General features: G+C 64.6%; 18 protein-coding genes. 6 read left to right on the top strand and 12 right to left on the bottom strand.

What is annotated here, in order from left to right:
* The first annotated feature begins 54 nt into the window (after window positions 1–54).
* The gene (locus F4U94_RS04295; protein WP_120251710.1) at window positions 55–483 is read left to right on the top strand and encodes a protein tyrosine phosphatase family protein; all 429 of its coding nucleotides are present in this window, start codon (window positions 55–57) and stop codon (window positions 481–483) included.
* Window positions 484–760: 277 nt separating this feature from the next.
* Here F4U94_RS04295 and F4U94_RS04290 read toward each other — a convergent pair whose 3' ends face one another.
* The 4 genes from F4U94_RS04290 to F4U94_RS24295 are packed head-to-tail and all read right to left on the bottom strand — an operon-like array spanning window position 761 to window position 2,755.
* On the bottom strand, window positions 761–1,321 hold the full coding sequence (locus F4U94_RS04290) for an LptA/OstA family protein (protein ID WP_120251711.1): 561 nt from the start codon (window positions 1,319–1,321) through the stop codon (window positions 761–763).
* Window positions 1,321–1,968 carry an LPS export ABC transporter periplasmic protein LptC gene (locus F4U94_RS04285; RefSeq protein WP_120251712.1) on the bottom strand — a complete coding sequence of 216 codons (648 nt, stop codon included), beginning with the start codon at window positions 1,966–1,968 and terminating at the stop codon, window positions 1,321–1,323. The genes F4U94_RS04290 and F4U94_RS04285 overlap by 1 nt, the downstream gene beginning before the upstream one ends.
* Before the next feature lie 15 nt (window positions 1,969–1,983).
* Window positions 1,984–2,601, bottom strand: a complete 618-nt coding sequence (locus F4U94_RS04280) for a ribonuclease D (RefSeq protein WP_120251713.1) — start codon at window positions 2,599–2,601, stop codon at window positions 1,984–1,986.
* 10 nt (window positions 2,602–2,611) lie between these two features.
* Complete coding sequence (locus F4U94_RS24295; RefSeq protein WP_170271904.1) at window positions 2,612–2,755, bottom strand: hypothetical protein; 144 nt, start codon at window positions 2,753–2,755, stop codon at window positions 2,612–2,614.
* Window positions 2,756–2,880: 125 nt separating this feature from the next.
* Between F4U94_RS24295 and F4U94_RS25320 the strand changes: the two genes are divergently transcribed.
* The 3 genes from F4U94_RS25320 to F4U94_RS04265 all read left to right on the top strand — a co-directional run bounded on the left by F4U94_RS25320 (window position 2,881) and on the right by F4U94_RS04265 (window position 6,311).
* Complete coding sequence (locus F4U94_RS25320) at window positions 2,881–3,714, top strand: cold-shock protein (protein ID WP_120251714.1); 834 nt, start codon at window positions 2,881–2,883, stop codon at window positions 3,712–3,714.
* Window positions 3,715–4,390: 676 nt separating this feature from the next.
* The gene (gene lgt, locus F4U94_RS04270; protein ID WP_120251715.1) at window positions 4,391–5,257 is read left to right on the top strand and encodes a prolipoprotein diacylglyceryl transferase; all 867 of its coding nucleotides are present in this window, start codon (window positions 4,391–4,393) and stop codon (window positions 5,255–5,257) included.
* A 1-nt stretch (window position 5,258) separates the two neighbouring features.
* Window positions 5,259–6,311: a class I SAM-dependent methyltransferase gene (locus F4U94_RS04265; RefSeq protein ID WP_120251716.1), complete on the top strand. Its 1,053-nt coding sequence runs from the start codon at window positions 5,259–5,261 to the stop codon at window positions 6,309–6,311.
* Between the two features lie 49 nt (window positions 6,312–6,360).
* Here F4U94_RS04265 and gmk read toward each other — a convergent pair whose 3' ends face one another.
* The 8 genes from gmk to F4U94_RS24290 all read right to left on the bottom strand — a co-directional run bounded on the left by gmk (window position 6,361) and on the right by F4U94_RS24290 (window position 14,291).
* Window positions 6,361–7,026 (bottom strand): guanylate kinase, encoded by a 666-nt coding sequence (gene gmk / locus F4U94_RS04260; protein WP_120251717.1) that lies wholly within the window; start codon window positions 7,024–7,026, stop codon window positions 6,361–6,363.
* A gap of 52 nt (window positions 7,027–7,078) precedes the next feature.
* Window positions 7,079–7,450, bottom strand: coding sequence for a hypothetical protein (locus tag F4U94_RS04255; RefSeq protein ID WP_120251718.1), 372 nt, complete (start codon window positions 7,448–7,450; stop codon window positions 7,079–7,081).
* Between the two features lie 49 nt (window positions 7,451–7,499).
* Window positions 7,500–8,885, bottom strand: a complete 1,386-nt coding sequence (gene fumC / locus F4U94_RS04250; protein ID WP_120251719.1) for a class II fumarate hydratase — start codon at window positions 8,883–8,885, stop codon at window positions 7,500–7,502.
* Between the two features lie 87 nt (window positions 8,886–8,972).
* A complete protein-coding gene (locus F4U94_RS04245) occupies window positions 8,973–9,494 on the bottom strand; it encodes a sterol desaturase family protein (RefSeq protein ID WP_120252300.1) in 522 nt (173 codons plus the stop codon).
* Between the two features lie 249 nt (window positions 9,495–9,743).
* Window positions 9,744–10,505 (bottom strand): TorF family putative porin, encoded by a 762-nt coding sequence (locus F4U94_RS04240; RefSeq protein WP_120251720.1) that lies wholly within the window; start codon window positions 10,503–10,505, stop codon window positions 9,744–9,746.
* 315 nt (window positions 10,506–10,820) lie between these two features.
* On the bottom strand, window positions 10,821–12,041 hold the full coding sequence (gene metC / locus F4U94_RS04235) for a cystathionine beta-lyase (protein WP_232015788.1): 1,221 nt from the start codon (window positions 12,039–12,041) through the stop codon (window positions 10,821–10,823).
* A complete protein-coding gene (locus F4U94_RS04230) occupies window positions 12,038–12,883 on the bottom strand; it encodes a sulfurtransferase (protein WP_120251722.1) in 846 nt (281 codons plus the stop codon). The genes metC and F4U94_RS04230 overlap by 4 nt, the downstream gene beginning before the upstream one ends.
* Before the next feature lie 91 nt (window positions 12,884–12,974).
* A complete protein-coding gene (locus tag F4U94_RS24290; protein WP_170271903.1) occupies window positions 12,975–14,291 on the bottom strand; it encodes a hypothetical protein in 1,317 nt (438 codons plus the stop codon).
* An 88-nt stretch (window positions 14,292–14,379) separates the two neighbouring features.
* On the opposite strand from F4U94_RS24290, the gene queF reads away from it, so the two are divergent.
* Both queF and F4U94_RS04210 read left to right on the top strand, forming a co-directional pair.
* On the top strand, window positions 14,380–14,841 hold the full coding sequence (queF, locus tag F4U94_RS04215) for a preQ(1) synthase (protein ID WP_120251725.1): 462 nt from the start codon (window positions 14,380–14,382) through the stop codon (window positions 14,839–14,841).
* Window positions 14,842–15,128: 287 nt separating this feature from the next.
* Window positions 15,129–17,783 carry a M1 family metallopeptidase gene (locus tag F4U94_RS04210; RefSeq protein WP_120251726.1) on the top strand — a complete coding sequence of 885 codons (2,655 nt, stop codon included), beginning with the start codon at window positions 15,129–15,131 and terminating at the stop codon, window positions 17,781–17,783.
* The last annotated feature ends 14 nt before the right edge of the window (window positions 17,784–17,797 follow it).

Here is a 17,797-nt window from a genome sequence, read left to right as displayed (position 1 = left end):
ATATCTTGAAAGCTCGCCTTCCAGAGCGCATGGGGCTGGCAAAAGGAGAAGCCCATGTTCCGCAAGCTGACCGACCGCATCCTCGTATCCCCGCAGATCAGCGTCGAGCAGGTCGGTGAGGCGAAGGCGCAGGGCGTGACCCTCATCATCAACAATCGTCCCGACGATGAAGAGCCGGGTCAGGTCAACGGCGCGGAGATCGAGGCGGCGGCGCAGGCGGCTGGCATCGCCTATCTGGCCGTGCCGGTCGCCCATGGCGGCTTTGCCCCCTGGCAACTGGACGGCATGGCGCAGGCGCTGGGACAGGCCGGCGACGGCAAGCTGCTCGCCTACTGCCGTTCGGGCACGCGCAGCACGTTGCTTTGGGCGCTGACCCGCGCCCGCGCCGGCGACAATGGCGATGTGCTGGCCGCCCAAGCCGCCGCTGCCGGCTACGACATCGCCCCGGTGCGCCAGATCATGGACGCCCTGGCTGGCCAGTAACGCCGTGGGGCAGCATCGGCCCATGCCCCGAAGCGCACGGGCCACGTTTAAAGCGCGATGACGCAGTGCGTCCATCAAATCATCGCGTTCCCCGGCGCAGGCCGGGGTCCAGTCAAACGGTGTGAACTGGCCCCGGCCTGTGCCGGGGAACGCTTCCTATGGATAGGCCTCATCATGTCTTGATAGGAGACGCACGATAGACGTCATCCCGGACTTGATCCGGGATCCCGCTTTCTTTTCTTCATGAAAATGGCAGGCGCTCGTCCGGCGCCCCGCCTCAATTCTTGCGCTGCGGAACCGTGAAGGTGCCCGATACGCGCCCGCTCGGGCTGGTCGCGGTGCCGGCGCTGCCGCCGCCCGAAGAGCGGCCGTCCACCGTCGATCGACCGCTGTTCAGGTCCATCACCAGCCGCCCGCCGGTCAGCTTGTTCGACCCCTGCGTCAGCGTGACATTGCCCAACATGGTGATCAGCTTGCTGTTGAGGTCGTAGATGGCGACATTGCCGCGCGCGGTCTGGTCCGCCTTGTTCACCACGACATTGCCCGACGCATCGATCCGGTTGATCTGGATCCCGTCCGTGCCGGTGCCGCCGCCCGGCTGGTTGTTATAGGCCACGGTCATGCGCGCGGCGTTCAGCGTCATGCCGGCCTGCGTCACCACGACATTGCCCGACACGACGACGCGGTCGGCGCGATCCTGCACCTCGATCCGGTCGGCGTTGAAATTGACCGGGGCGTTGCTGTCGTGATTCTTGAACACCTGTGCGCTCGCACCGGCGAACATCAGCGCGGCGGTACCCGCAAAGGCGGACGACAGCAGGATCAGGGTGCGTTTCATCAGTTTCGCCCTTTGAGACCATTTTGCTCGATGCGCAAGCTTGCCCGGCCATTCAATGTCACGGTGCGCGCGTTCATGTCCGCTTCCAGATGGTCGCCGCTGAACGTACCGATCGGGATTCGTCCATCGACCCGGCCCGCACTCTTCATCCGCCGGGTCTTGAGGTCTACGCCGACGTCGCGCGTGGTCAGCCGATAGCCGCCCGATGCCTCGAACTGCACCGGTCCCTGGATGCCGACTCGTTCGGTTTCCATGTCGTATCGGCCCTTTTGGGCGGTCAGCATGGCCGGGCCGTCGGTCAGCAGGATGCGCGCGGACAGTGTATTGAGATCGACGATCGGCTCGCGCGAGCTTTTCTGCACGGCGGATCCGGCGCGCAGGGAGAAGGGCTGGCCCTTGCTGTCCTCGCCCCGATACAGCGCCTCGGTCAGCCTCATCCGGTCCTTCGCCACCTCGACCTTGTTCTTGTCGAGGACGAAGCTGACCTTGTCGCCGCCCGTGAAGGGCGCGGTCGCCAGCAGTGCGGCCAGCACGCCGACCGCGACCGGCAACCAGTTTTTCAGCAGCCCGACCAGACGGTCATGGGTGCCGCCCGGCCGCGCCCAGTGGCGGCGCACGTCGCGTTGCTGATCGGCCTGGACGGACACGAAGCGTCTGCTCCCTTACATATGCGCGAAAATGTCGATTTCCGGCCAGCCGGCCAGATCGAGTTCGGCCCGGTGCGGCAGGAAATCGAAACAGGCCTGGGCCAGTTCCATACGGCCTTCGCGGATCAGGCGCTTGTCCAGTTCGGCTTTTAGCGCGTGGAGGTAACGCACGTCCGACGCGGCATAATCCTTCTGCGCGTCCGACAGGACCGGGCCGCCCCAGTCGCTCGACTGCTGCTGCTTGCTGATATCCTGGCCCAGCAATTCGCGGACCAGTTCCTTCAGGCCGTGGCGGTCGGTATAGGTGCGGATCAGGCGCGACGCGATCTTGGTGCAATAGACGGGCGCTGCCACCACGCCCAGATAATGTTTGATCGCGGCGATATCGAACCGGCCGAAATGATAGAGTTTCAACCGTTCCGGATCGGCCAGCACCGCCTTCAGGTTGGGCGCGGCATAATCGCTGCCGGGATTGAAGCGGACGAGATGCTCGTCGCCCTTGCCATCGCTGATCTGGACCACGCACAGGCGGTCGCGTGGGGTGATGAGCCCCATCGTTTCGGTGTCGATGGCGATCGGGCCGGCGGCAAGGACGCCGGCGGGCAAATCTTCTTCATGGAAATACACGGTCATGGCTTCCCCTCTATGGCGAAACCGGTTCGACCGCAATCGGCCCTTTTGCCGTGACGAAAGCTGCGGCGAAACGCGGCATTCCTGCGCCGAGCGGTGGAATATTCGGCATTTTTCCGTTATTGGAACGGAACATGACCACAACAGTGAAAATCATTCGCGCTGCCCTGAAAAGTTGATATAGTGATTCCCAAACCCGCCTTTGCGGTGGATTCTGCATGTCATTCGCCCGACATGTTTGTCCGATTGTCTTTGGGGCGAAGCGAAAGTGACTAACAGGGCATGAGTTTTGATAGAGGTCGCCGCGGCGGGCGCGGCAAGGATAAGCGCGACGGTTTCGGCGACGACAACTTCTACGGTGGTGGCGATCGTGGCGGCTTCGGCGGCGGCGGTGGTGGCTTCGGCGGTGATCGCTTCGGCGGCGGCGGCGGTGGCTTCGGCGGCGACCGTGGCGGTTTCGGCGGTGGTGACCGTGGCGGCTTCGGCGGCGGCGGCGGTGGTGGTCGCGGCGGCTTCGGCGGCGGCGGCGGTGGTTTCGGCGGCGGTGGCGGCGGCGGTGGCCGGGGCATGCCTGCTCAGGTCGTCGGCGAAGGCAAGGGCGTTGTTAAGTTCTTCAACGGCCAGAAGGGTTTCGGCTTCATCGTTCGTGACGATGGCGGCGAAGACGTGTTCGTGCACATTAGCGCCGTCGAACAGGCCGGCCTGACCGGTCTGGCCGAAGGTCAGCCGCTCGGCTTCACGCTGGTCGATCGCGGTGGCAAGGTGTCGGCGACCGATCTGGTCATCGACGGCGAACCGCTCCCCGTCACCGATCGCGGCCCGCCGCGCGAAGCTCGCGAACCGCGCGCCGGTGGCTTTGGTGGTGCACCCGATCGTGGTCCGCAGCGTCAGCTGACCGGTGAACGCTCCAGCGGCACCGTGAAGTTCTTCAACGCCATGAAGGGCTTCGGCTTCATCCAGCGCGACGACGGCCAGCCCGACGCCTTCGTCCACATCAGCGCCGTCGAACGCGCCGGCATGGGCGCCCTGAATGAAGGCGACCGCCTCGACTTCGAACTGGAAGTCGATCGTCGCGGCAAATATGCTGCGGTGAACCTCCAGTCGAAGGCCGAATAAGGCTAGACGGATCATCCCTGTTTTCAGGGAGAGGATGAAAGGGGCTGCCTGAAAAGGCGGCCCCTTTTGCATTTGGGGGTGTTGGGGAGATGCGGCGGATTGGGCGGAAAGCCGGTTGGCTGTCTTATCGTGGCCCTCTCCCGTCTTCACGGGAGAGGGTTGGGTGAGGGTCTTTATTCTTGCTATCAGGAAATGATCGCCCAGGAAGAAGAAAGACCCTCACCGACATCGACTAGGCAGCAAGCTGCCAAGTCTCCGTTGCCTCTCCCGCGAAAGCGGGAGAGGGTAACAGCGTCCCTATCTTGAATGCACCCGACCCGACGGCGCGCATCCGTCCCGCTTCCAATGTAGGATTTTCTCTGATCTATCCTGCACAATGAAGCCTTCACTCTCCAACGGCCCGTCAACACTCCCCAGCCCCAAACACAGACGCATATGTGTCGCGCCGATGTGACCCTGCCGATATAGGAGGTGACGCGTCGCGAAGGCCTTGCGAGCGCTTGGCGAAAGCCTCGTGAGCGCTTCCGGCCCAAAAAGCCGTGCAACGGTGTGAACTTCGGCCAGTGACCTTTCCGCCCACCTTCTTCGCCAAATCCGCGTCCCGTTCGCAGCTTCCCCTTCATCTTGCCGCGCGCTTGTTCTATGTCCGCAATCCAATTCCCAAGAGGACGCCATTTTGATCCTGGATATCGCCGCCGCCGCTTCGGGCGCCATTCGCTTTGAAGATCTGGGGCTGAACCCCGTGGCCCTGAATCTGGGCTTCTTCACGCTGAAATGGTACAGCCTCGCCTATCTGGCCGGCATCCTGATCGGCTATTGGTATCTGCTAAAGCTGGTCGATCAGCCCGGATCGCCGATGGCGCGGCGTCACGCCGACGACATGATCTTCTACGCGACGCTGGGCATCATCATCGGCGGGCGGCTGGCCTATGTGATCTTCTACCAGCCCGAAATCCTCGCCCATCCGCTTGATATCTTCAAATTGTGGAATGGCGGCATGTCCTTCCATGGCGGCGCGATCGGCGTGTCGCTCGGCATTCTCTACATGGCGTGGAAGGAAAAGCTCAGCTGGCTGCGTATCCATGACTATGTCGCCTGCGTCGTACCCTTCGGCCTGTTCTTCGGCCGCCTCGCCAATTTCGTGAACGGCGAATTGTGGGGCAAGGAAACCGACGTACCCTGGGCGATCATCTTCCCGACCGGGGGGGCCTTTGCCCGTCACCCCAGCCAGCTGTACGAAGCCGCCCTGGAAGGCGTCGTCCTGTTCCTGATCCTCGCCTTCGCTTTCTGGAAGACGAAAGCGCGCTACAAGCCGGGCATGCTCGTGGGCATTTTCGTCTTCGGCTATGGCTGCTTCCGTTTCGCCGTGGAATATTTCCGGGAGGCCGACGCCCAGTTGATGGAGTTTGCCGCGCGCACCGGCCTGCATATGGGCCAGTGGCTCTGCCTGCCGATGATCCTGGGCGGCCTCTATCTGATCGTCACGGCCAAGGGTCGCCGTCTGCGCGTCGAACCGGTGGCCGGCAGCGCCAGTGTCGGCTGACATGCCGCCGCTGGCCCGGCGCCTCGCCGGCCAGATCGCCTCGGGCGGCCCGATCTCGGTCGCCCATTATATCGGCGAGGCGAACCAGCATTATTATGCCACCCGCGACCCGCTGGGCGCGGAAGGCGACTTCACCACCGCACCAGAAATCAGCCAGATGTTCGGCGAACTGGTGGGGCTGGCGCTGGCCGACGTCTGGATGCGATCGGGCCGCCGTGCCGATCCCGCTTATGTCGAGCTGGGGCCAGGGCGCGGCACGCTGGCGTCCGATGCGATCCGTGCCATGGATCGCGCCGCGCTGGCGCCCAAGCTGCATCTGGTCGAAACCAGTCCCACTCTGCGTGAGAGGCAACGTGCGCTGTTGCCCCATGTCATCCATCACGACACGATCGACAGCCTGCCCGATACCGGCCCGCTGCTGGTCGTCGCCAATGAATTTTTCGATGCGCTCCCGGTGCGGCAGTGCATCCGCGTCGGCGACGAATGGCGCGAACGCGTCGTCATCAGCCGGGAGGAGGAGGGGCGCTTCATCGCCGTTCCGGGCTATCGCCGCATCGAATCGGGCCTTCCGGCCTTCGCCAAGGATGCGCCGGAAGGCGCGATCATCGAATCGCCGATCGTAGGCGCGGGCATCGCCTATGCGCTCGCCCATCGTATCGCCAAGCAGGGCGGCGCCGCGATCATCATCGACTATGGCTATGAAGGCCCGGCACTGGGCGACACGTTGCAGGCGGTGAAGGCGCATCAGTTTGCCGACCCCTTCGCCGATCCGGGCGAGGTGGATTTGACCACTCATGTCGATTTCACCGTGCTCGGCAATATGGCGCGTCAGGCGGGGCTTCGCGTCCATGGGGCCGTGGGGCAGGGCGCCTTCCTGCAACAATTGGGGATAGACGCCCGCGCCGCCCAGCTTGCGACGACCGCTCCGGCGCGCGCGGCGGAGGTGGAAGCTGCCCGCCACCGCCTGACCGACGAGGCGGAAATGGGGACCTTGTTCAAGGCGATGGCCTGGACGCACCCGGATTGGGCGGACCCGGCCGGGTTCGAGAAATAGCTGTCCTATTCGTGCGTTTCAGGCGCACGAATAAAGGATGCAGCAGCCCTCAATCTTCCTGGTGGTAACGGCCCAGCTTGCGGATGAAGCCGATCAGGCCGGTCTGGCGGCTGCGCTTCATCCGTTCGGCGTGCAGGATAGTCCTGACCTGCTGGAAACAGGCCTCCGCATCGACATTGCACAGCACATAGTCATAGCCGTCCCAATGCGCGATCTCTCCGGCGGCACGCGCCATACGGCCCTCGATCACTTCGTTGCTGTCGGTCGCGCGCCCACGCAGGCGGCGTTCCAGCTCTTCCATCGACGGCGGCAGGATGAAGATGCGCACGACATCTCCACCGGCAATCTGGTGCAGCTGCTGCGCACCCTGCCAATCGATGTCGAACAAGACGTCCTTGCCCGATTTCAGCATCGCTTCCACGGGCGCGCGCGGCGTGCCGTAACGCTGGCCAAAGACATGCGCCCATTCCAGAAATTCATGGTCCGTCGTCATCCGGCGAAATTCTTCCAGATCGACGAAATGATAATCCTTGCCGTCAACTTCGCCCGGCCGCATCGGCCGCGTCGTCGCGGATACCGACATGGACAGGTCGGTTTCGGCCGCCAGCAGCTTGCGCGCGATGGTGGATTTGCCAGCGCCAGAGGGCGAGGACAGTACGAAAAGCACGCCGCGGCGCTTGAAGTCGGGAGTCTCGGTGGGGATGCTGTCGGCCATGGCCGCTAGTGCCTCCACCGACGCCTTTTTGCAAGAGGGCTATGCCCCGGCGCTATCCCTGGATCTTGCGCGCGCTTTCGATCGGAATGGGGGCTGCCGTTCTTGGTTCATGGCTCTTGTCGGGCAGCAGCTTGATCGCCTTCTTGCGCTCGGCCTCGCGCTTCGCCTCGTACAATTTGCCGGCCATATAGGCGCCGGTCACGAACAGGGCGCCGGCAGGATAGCGCATGATGATACGCTTGGCCCCGGCGCCGGCGATCAGGCCGAACACACCCTTCTTGCCCGTCGCTGCAGCAACCCGCGCGGCGACCACAGTAGCCCCCACACGCGCCGCCTTTCGCAGCAGCCCGGCCTTTTTCGGCGGACGGATCGTCACCAGCGGTGCGGCTGGCCGAGTGGCGGGGGGCGGGGCTTTCCTCTTCATAGAGGATTAATGTACCGCAGCCCCGCCGGTTCCGCCATGTTGATCTGGATCAGACCATATTTTCCGGACGCACAAGACGATCGAAGGTCGCCTCGTCCACCAAGCCAAGTTCAAGGCCGGCCTCCTTCAGCGTCTGCCCCTTCTTATGCGCATGCTTGGCGATGGCGGCGGCATTGTCATAGCCGATCTCCGGCGCCAGCGCGGTCACCAGCATCAGCGACCGATCGACCAGTTCGGCAATCCGCGCTTCATTGGCGACCAGCCCATCGACGCAGCGTTCGGCAAAGCTTTCCATGCCGACGCTGAGCAGATGGATGGAGCGCAGCACATTGGCGCCGATCAGCGGCATGAACACATTGAGTTCGAAATGGCCCTGCATGCCGCCGACCGTCACCGCCTGATGATTGCCGATCACCTGCGCGGCCACCATCGTCAGCGATTCGCACTGCGTCGGATTGACCTTGCCCGGCATGATCGAGCTGCCCGGTTCATTGGCCGGCAGATCCAGCTCGCCCAGACCGGATCGCGGCCCCGATCCCAGAAAACGGATGTCGTTGGCGATCTTGGTCAGCGACACCGCGAGCGTGTTGAGCGCGCCGGAGAAGAAGACCAGCCCATCCTTGGCCGCCAGCTGCTCGAACTTGTTGGGCGCGCTTTCGAAATCGGTGCCGGCGATATCGCTGATCGCCGCGACCATATCCTCGGCCCAGCCGTCCGGTGCGTTAAGGCCGGTGCCGACTGCCGTGCCGCCGATCGCCAGCTTGCGGATATTGCCATTGAGCGCACCTTCGACCCGCGCCCGGCCGCTGATCAGCTGTGCGGCATAGCCGGAAAATTCCTGCCCCAGCGTCAGCGGCGTGGCGTCCTGCGTATGGGTGCGGCCGATCTTGACGATATGGCTCCAGCTTTCCGCCTTCGCGGTGAGTGCGCCGGTCAGCTTTTCCAGCGCCGGGATCAGCCGGTCGCGCGTGGCGATCACGGTCGCGACATGCAGCGCGGTGGGAAAGCTGTCGTTGGACGACTGGCTCATATTCACATGATCGTTGGGATGCACCGGGCTCTTGCCACCCCGCGTGCCGGCCAGTTGATCGTTGGCGAAGCCGGCGATCACTTCATTGACGTTCATGTTGGTCTGCGTGCCCGACCCGGTCTGCCAGATGACGAGCGGGAACTGGTCGTCCAGCTTGCCCGACACGATGGTCTGCGCCGCATCCTCGATCGCGGCGACGATTGTGCCGTCCAGCCCATGTTTGCCGTTCACCCGCGCCGCCGCCTGCTTCACGATCGCCTGCGCATGGACGATGCCGATCGGCATGCGTTCCGTTTCGCCGAAGGGGAAATTCTCGATGCTACGCTGCGTCTGCGCGCCCCAATAGGCGTCGGCCGGCACGTCGATGGCGCCGATGCTGTCGGTCTCGGTACGGGTAGCGGACATTCAGAAGGACTCCCAGTTAAGAATCGGTCGCAAAACTCAATCCCATGTAAGGAGAAGCGATGGAAATCCAAGGCTTGATTGCACCGATTATCCTTCCGCCCGTGCATCCTCCCGCCCTTTGGCAGCGCGGATGCCGGCGCGGCCGCGCTCCGCCAACGTGCGTTTGAGGTCGGTGGGATGGGGCGCCACCAGAAAGCCGAAGCTGACCGTGCCTTCCTTCGTTTCGACCGCATGGTGCAGCCGGTGCGCCTGAACGATCCGCTTCATGTAGCGGGAGCGGGCGACATAGCGGTGGGCGACCCGTTGATGCACGATGATGTCATGGAAACCCAGATAGATGGCGCCATAGGCGGCGACGCCGGCGCCGATTGCGGTCGCCCAATCGCCCCAACCCCATTGCACCCCGCCCAGCAGCAGCACGATGGAGGGCATGGCGAAGATCACGAAATAAAGGTCGTTCGCTTCGAAAAAGCCGGTCCGGGGCCGATGATGGCTGGCATGCAGGAACCAGCCGGGACCGTGCATCACCCAACGGTGCATGACATAGGCGAACCCCTCCATCACAGCGACCGTGGCGATAAAGAGCAGCAGGAGAATGATGGGCGACATACGCGTCACTATAGGGCGGCCGGGGCGGAGTGGCGACCCCGTAATAGTCCGGTGCGCAATACCCACGAGAAGCGTTCCCCGGCGCAGGCCGGGGTCCAGTTGAGAGCATGGGACCGGACCCCGGCCTGCGTCGGGGAACGCTGCATTAGAGTCCGCCTCATGGCGTTTGGGTATAAGAGGCGCCGGCGCAAAAAAAGCCGCGATCCCCTGTAAGATCGCGGCCTGAGCAACTGTTGCAGGATATGGGGATCAGAAGGAAGCGGTCAGCGATCCCACTACCCCCGCTTTGCTGATATTATGACCGGCCGCCGTGTAGGAGGATTTATCGGTATCGACATAGGACACGCCGAAGGTCAGGTGATTCCAGGTATAAGTCGCGCCGATATTCCAGTCGGTATATTCGTCGCCGATGGTCAGGTAGCTGGGGCCGAAGCTGTGACCCAGGTGCGCCGACACACCGATCGGGGTGTTGGGGACGGAGGCCGACAGGTCGCCGCCGACATAGAGGCTGTCTTCCTTGCCATTGCCGACGCTCAGCGCCTTCGCCTTGGGCGCATAATTGACGGTCAGCTTGGCGGTGGCGGGGCCGAACGTGCCCTTGACCGATGCATAAGGCTCGACGAAGTCGGTGTTCTGGCCGGCATTGCCCGGATAATAATAATAGAGGACGCCGACGTCGATCGTGGCGGCGCCCACGGTGGTCGAATAGCCACCGATCAGGTCGAGTTCCTGATCCGATCCGGCCGCGACATATTCGTCGATGGAGCTGCCCCAGATCGATGCATAGAAGCCCGAAGCGTGGGCAACGGTGATGCCGCCCTGAAGCGCGAATTTCTTGTTGGTCTGCGAAATGCCGCGGAAGCGATAGTCGGTCACGACGGCGGCATTGCCGGTGACGGTGATCTCGGGCGTGGGCTCGTCCTGGGCCATGGCCGGCATGGCGACGAGCGCGCTGACGAGAGCGATGGCCGAAAAAATGGGGGCCGAAAGGCCGATGATGGACTTACGCATGGGATTCCCCTTGATGGTGGTCTGCGATCGTCCCGCCTGCGTCCAGGCGCCTGCCTCTATATTTCCCCCGCTCGGGATGGGCCGGCTGCCTCAACGCCTTTGGATGTGCCTCCCCGCGCTGCGGTGCACAAGAATTTATTGCCTAATGATGTCTTTTACTTCTTTAATGTTGCTAGAGTGCAACAAAGGCAGGCTGGGCCGGTCCGGCAATGTCTTGCCTGCCATGGACGGCATCCGTCCTACGGCCGTCGCACGGTCATAGGGCGGAGAAAGCGATGATGGTCGATCGACGATGGGGCGGCCGGCCCCATCGCTTTAGGCTGTATCGCGGATGGCGCGGAAGCGGGTGAGGCCGGCATCGAGATCGGCGATCAGGTCGGCCGTGTCTTCCAGGCCGATATGCAAGCGGACCGCCGGGCCTTCCGCTTCCCATCGGGTTGCGCTGCGATAGCGGGTGGGGTCGATAGGCAGAGCGAGGCTTTCGAAGCCGCCCCAGCTATAGCCGATGCCGAAATGGGCGAGGCCGTCGATCAGCGCAGCGCGCGCCGCTTCGTCGCCGCCCTTCAGGATGAAGCTGAACAGGCCGGTCGATCCGCTGAAATCCCGCTGCCAGAGCGCATGGCCGGGGCAGTCGGGGAGTGCGGGATGGAGGACACGGGCAACATCGGGCTGATCCTGCAACCAATGAGCGATGGCGAGCGCGCTGTCTTGATGCTGTTTCAGGCGGACGCCCAGGGTGCGCAGGCCGCGCGAGGCGAGCCAGGCATCGTCGGGGCTGGTCATCTGGCCGAACAGATAGGCGGTCTGGCGGATCTTGCCGAACCATTCTGGGGTCGCGGTCGTGCTGCCCATCATCACGTCGCTATGGCCGACGATATATTTGGTGCAGGCCAGGATGGAGATATCCACCCCGTGGCTGAGCGCGGGGAAATAGAGCGGCGTCGCCCAAGTATTGTCAGCCAAGGTGACGACCTCGTTCGCCCTGGCCCATGCGGTAATGGCCGGGATGTCCTGCACCTCGAAGGTCAGGCTGCCCGGGCTTTCGAGGAAGATGGCGCGGATCGGGCCGGCAGCCAGATGGGCGTCCAGCGCGGCGACGTCCGTGGGGTCGTAATAGATGGTGTCCACGCCATAGGGGCGCAGCATCTGCTCGCAGAAATTGCGGGTCGGATCATAGGCGCTGTCGACCATCATCAGCCGGTCGCCGGGCCTCAGCACCGCCATCAGCGCGCAGGCGATCGCCGCGACGCCCGAGGGGAAGAGCATCGTGCCCTCCGCACCCGGCTCCATTTCGGTGAGCGCATCGGCGAGGGACCAGGCGGTCGGCGTGCCCTTGCGCCCGTAAAAGAGACGCTCATGCGTGCTGCTGCCCGCCGCTTTGCGCAGATGGGCGACATCGTCATAAAGAATGGTGGAGGCGCGCCAGACCGGGGGGCTGACGATGCCGCCGGGTTGCCCCGGCATGCCGGTCCATTCTGTCTTGCGGCCGGCCTGCGCCAATTTGGTCAGCGGCTTGCGGTCGTCGGATCCGCTCATGCCGCGCCCGTCGCTTTCGGGGTGGCGGGGTCCAGGCCCCATTCCGACCAGCTTCCATCATAAAGGGCGACGTCGGTCTTCCCCAGCGATTCCAGCCCGGCGAGGATGATCGCGGCCGTCACGCCGCTGCCGCAGGTGGTGACGATCGGCTGGTCGAAATCGGTCCCGGCGTCCAGCAGCAGGCGGCGCAGTTCATCGCCCTGCTTCATGCTGTTGTCTGCGGCGAAGAAGGCCGAGGAGGGGATGTTGCGGCTGCCGGGAATATGGCCCGATGCCATACCGGGGCGGGGTTCCGCTTCTGCGCCGGTGAAACGGCCGGCGCCCCGCGCGTCGAGCAGTTGCGCTGCGTTGCTGTCGAGATTGGCGAGAATGTCGGCCTTGTTGCGGACCCGCGCGCGGTCGAGCCGGGCAATGGCATTGCCGGGGGCGGTGGCGGGAACGCCATTGTCCGTCGGGCGGCCTTCCGCGATCCATTTGGGCAGGCCGCCATCGAGGATCGCGGCTGATGCACCCAGGCCATAGACGCGCATCATGAACCAACCGCGCGCGGCGCTGTGGGTCGGGCTGTTGTCATAGACGATGATGCGGCTGTCGGCGTTGACGCCCAGAGCCTGCATCCGCTCCGTCATCAGCGCGTCGGGGGGCAGCTGGCCGGGAACCGGATCCTCGGAATCGTTGAGCGTCGGCAGGTCCAGGAAGGCGGCGCCCGGGATATGGGCGGCCTCAAATTCGGTGCGCGCGTCACGCGGGGTGCCGGGCAGGAACAGGCTGGCGTCCAGGATGACGAGGTCGGTCGCGCCCAGTTGGTCGGCAAGCCAGTCGGTGGAAACGAAGATGGTCATGCGGCTCCTTTCGGCCTTGTCCTGCCCTGTCTTTGGAGAAGGCTGGGCGTTTCGACAAGAGCGGGCAGGCCGCTGATCCTTGAGTATTGCTTCAGGCCGGCGTGAGTTCGGCAGCGGCACGGGCGGCGGGGCGGCGATATTGGCGCGGCCCCTGATCCAGGCGCAGCGGCGCGAGCCGGGCGGCCGGCGGTTCCTGTTCCTGCCCGACGATGAAGGCGCGGGCGGTGCGGCCCTGACCCACCGGATCCGCAGCCTCCGCGTCCCAGCGATAGGCCGCGTCGAACGCGGCGAGTGGGATGAGCAGGCTGCGCTGGCCCATTTCGACCGGCACGATGTCGTCGGTCGCCAGGCGCAGTTCGCCACTCAGCTGGATCGTCTCGCCGGGCTGGATCGCCACGGCGCTGTGCAGCGGCAAGCCGTCCTGCCCGGTGAAGAAGCCTTGCAGCACCGCTTGCTGCTGCGCGCCGCCATTGCCGATCATGCCGCGCACCAGCACATCCTGCGCCGGGCGATCGCCGCGATTGTGCAGGATCAACGCATAGCTGATCGTCACGCCCATCAGCGAATAGCGGGCCTGACCCACGGCCATGTCCATGTCGAGCCACGGACGGTCGGTCGCGATTGCGGCAGCAACGGAGGCTGCGGCGGGGACATGCAACGTGTCGGCGGATTCAGGTGTCGGTGGCATTGCCGGCGCAGGTGCCGTAGGGGCGGCTGGCTTAGACTGGGCGACGGGCGCGTCTGCCCGCGATGCGGCTGGTCGGCGACGACGCAGCAGGACAAGGCCCGCCAATACCACCAGCGCCGCGACCGCAGCGGCGATGATCCAGGGCAGGCTGATACCTTCCTCTTCCGGCGTGGCGGCAGCGGCGGGTGCAGGTTCCGGGCTGGCGACCGCATTGGCGGCTGGGGTCGGGAGCGGCTGGGCCGGCTGCGCAACAGGCGCGCTGCTGTTGGCGGCGGAAGCATCCGTTTCTGCCGGGGCCGGTTCGGGCGGAGTCGGGGCTGCTGCCGACGTCGCAGGCGCAGGGCGCGTCTGGGCGGGCGGCGGCGTTGGCGTGGTGCGCTCGGCCGGACGCGTGGCGCGCGGTTCGGCCGGGGTCGTGGTCTGCGTCGTGGCAGGCGCCGGGCGTGGACGGCTGGGCTGCGGCGTAGGCTGCACCGTGGCGGGCGGCGGCGTGACTGTCGGAACGACAACCGGCGGCGTGGCAGGCTGGGTGGCTCTGGGCGTTGCCGGATCGCGATAGACGTTGAGTTCTGGCCCCTGCTGGTTGCTATTGGGCGTCGGCGCGGACCCTGTCGGTGGCAACTGAAAACCACCGGCAGGCGCGTCGCTCTGCTGGGCGTGCACAGGCGCAGCCAGCATCAGCGGCGCGGCGAAAAGCAACGGACGAATATGAAACCCCATGGCCCAGCCAAGGCACAAGAATGGCTGAACCGCAAGTGAACAATGCGAAAGGCTGACATCAGCCGTGCGATGGCGTAGATGGCCGGTCATGACCGACCTTTCCACTACTCCGCTGCATCTGGGCCAGACCAGTGCGCTGCCCGCCAGCCCCGAACAGGCCGTGCTTGACTATGTGCCCAATCCGCGCCCCGGCAAGCCCTATCTGGTGCGCTTCACCGCGCCGGAATTCACCTCGCTCTGCCCGGTGACCGGCCAGCCCGACTTCGCCCATCTGGTGATCGACTATGCTCCGGCCGACACGATCGTCGAATCAAAATCGTTGAAGCTGTTCCTGGGCAGCTTCCGCAACCATGCGGCCTTCCATGAGGATTGCACCGTGGGCATCGGCCAGCGCCTGTTCGACGAGATGAAGCCGATCTGGCTGCGCATCGGCGGCTATTGGTATCCGCGCGGCGGCATCCCGATCGACGTCTTCTGGCAATCCGATGTGCCGCCGGCCGGCCTGTGGCTGCCGGCGCAGGATGTGCCGGGCTATCGCGGGCGGGGGTAAGCAGGTTCGCCAAAACAAGCGTCGTCATGCCGGACTTGATCCGGCATCCCGCTTTCTTCGGACGTAACTGACAAAGCGGGATCCCGGCTCAAGGCCGGGATGACGACGTGATATTGGGCTGGCGATATCCGCGCCTCTGCCTGACGAACGGCCGACAGGGTTCGACCAACGACATAGGCTTGCGGAGAGTTCACTTGACCCGTGCAGCCAAACGGCCGATCCGACGTTCATGTGGCGCGTGATATTATCTCATGTCGCTTTCAAGACGTGTCGGAGTCTGAAACCCTATGTCCTTCAAGAAAATCTTGCCGCTGCTGATCGCGGCCGCCCCGGTCGCACTGGCGACGCCTGCACTGGCCCAGCAGCCCGCGCCAGCCGGCCCCGCTGCCGGCATTACCACCCAGCTGCCGCGTGGTGCCGCGCCCAGCCATTATGCGATCGAAGTGACGCCCGATGCGGCGAACCTGAAGTTCAGCGGCAAGGTGACGATCGACGTCACCGTCGCGACCGCGCTGCCCGCGCTGGTGCTGAACGCTGCGGACCTGACCGTCTCCACCGTCACGCTGACGCCGGTTAAGGGCAAGGCCATCACCGGCACGGCGAAGGTCGATGCCGATGCGCAGACGGTCAGCTTCGATTTCGGCAAGCCGGTCGCACCGGGCAGCTACAAGCTGGATGTCGCCTATGCCGGGATCATCAACCAGCAGGCCAACGGTCTGTTCGCGCTCGACTATACGGACAATGCCGGCGCGGCTAAGCGGGCGCTCTTCACCCAGTTCGAGGCGCCCGATGCCCGTCGCTTCGTGCCGAGCTTCGACGAGCCGAGCTACAAGGCGACCTTCGATCTGTCGGCAATCGTCCCGGCGGACCAGCTGGCGGTCGGCAACATGCCGGTCAAGGCGAGCAAGGATGTCGGCGGTGGCAAGAAGCTGGTGACGTTCGGCACCAGCCCCAAAATGTCCTCTTACCTGCTCTTCTTCGGCCTTGGCGAGCTGGACCGCGCGACCAAGATGGCGGGCAATACCGAAGTCGGCGTCATCACCGGCAAGGGCAATACGGGCAAGGCGCAATTGGCGCTCGACGCGTCGGCGGCGATCCTGCCCTATTATAACGATTATTTCGACGTGCCTTTCCCGCTGCCCAAGCTCGACAATGTCGCCGGGCCGGGCCAGAGCCAGTTTTTCAGCGCGATGGAAAATTGGGGCGCGATCTTCACCTTCGAGCGCACCCTGCTGGTCGATCCGCGCTTCACGTCGGAAGAAACCAAGCGGACCATCTACGAAGTGGCCGCGCATGAAATGGCGCACCAGTGGTTCGGCGATCTCGTCACCATGGCCTGGTGGGACGATCTGTGGCTGAACGAAGGCTTCGCCAGCTGGATGGCGACGAAAGTCACCGACAAGCTGAACCCGGAATGGGAAACCCTGCTGTCGCGGGTCGACGGGCGCGAGCGGGCGATGAGCCTCGACGCGCTCAAGACCACCCACCCGGTGGTGCAGAAAATCCATACGGTGGATGAGGTGAATCAGGCGTTCGACGCCATCACCTACCAGAAGGGCGAGGCCGTCATCACCATGCTGGAAGGCTATGCCGGCGAGGATGTGTGGAAGGCAGGCATTCAGTCCTATATGAAGGCCCATGCCTATGGGAACACCGTGACCGACGACCTGTGGAAAGCGGTCGAGGGTGCCGGCGCCAAGGGGCTGGTCAGCATCGCGCACGACTTCACCAGCAAGCCCGGCATTCCGCTGGTCAAGGTGGAGAGCGCCATATGTCAGGGCGGGAACACGCTGCTGACGCTGAGCCAGGGCGAATATAGCCGCGATGCCAAGGACAAGGCGCCGCAAAGCTGGAACGTGCCGGTGAAGGCGCAGACGACCGGCGGGGAGGCGCAGCGCCTGATCCTGACCGGTGGCAAAGGGCAGATCACGCTGCCGGGCTGCGGCGCCTATGTCATCAATGCGGGCCAGACGGGCTATTATCGCTCGCTCTATCCGGCGGCCAATGTGAAGGCGCTGGCCAAGGGCTTTGGCCAGTTGGCAAGCATCGACCAGACCGGCCTGCTGGCGGACAATTTCCAGCTGGCGCTGGGCGGATATCAGCCGATCGGGTTGGCGCTCGATCTGGTGGATGCGGTGCCGGCCAATGGCAGCCCCGCCGTGCTGGCGGAGGTGCCGTCCTACCTCAAGAGCAGCTACGACATGCTGGAGGGCGATGCCGCCGGACGGACGAAGGTTGCGGCTTATACCAGCAAGAAGCTGAACCCGGCGCTGGCCGCGATCGGCTATGACGCCAAGGCAGGCGAAGGGCCGCAGGTGCCGGTGCTGCGCACCAGCCTGGTCGCGACGCTGGGCAGCATGGGCGACAAGGCGGTGGTGGCGGAAGCCAATAAGCGCTTCGCCGCTTTGGCGAGCAACCCTGCGGCGCTGGACGGGCCGCTGCGCAATGTCTGGCTGGGCATCATCGCGGAAAATGCCGATCAGGCGACCTGGGACAAGCTGCGGGTGATGGCGAAGGGCGCCAAGAGCGACCTGGAGAAGAGCACCGTCTACGCGCTGCTCGGCAAGGCGAAAAATGAAAAGCTGAGCGCGCAGGCGCTCGACCTCGCTTTGACCGACGAGCCGGGCAAGACGACCAGCGCGGCGATCATCAGTCAGGTGGGCGCAGCGCATCCGATGCAGGCGGTCGATTATGTGCTGGCGCACAAGGCGCAATATGAGGCGCTGATCGACGTGTCGGCGCGCAGTCAGGCGCTGGCCCGTCTTGGCGGCGGATCGGCCGATCCGGCGATGGTGACCAAGCTGGACACCTATGCGACCCAATATCTGACGCCGGACTCGCGCAAGGTGGTGGATCGCTCCATCGCCGCGATCAAGACGCGGATCGAGACGCGCAGCCGGCTGAAGGCGCCGACCGCCGCCTGGTTCGCCGGCAGGAAGTAAGAGCCAAGGGGCGG

Source organism: Sphingobium limneticum (assembly GCF_008710155.1).
Classification (GTDB): domain Bacteria; phylum Pseudomonadota; class Alphaproteobacteria; order Sphingomonadales; family Sphingomonadaceae; genus Sphingobium; species Sphingobium limneticum.
Note: the sequence above shows the minus strand (reverse complement) of the source record. Positions and strands in the feature narration are given on the sequence as shown.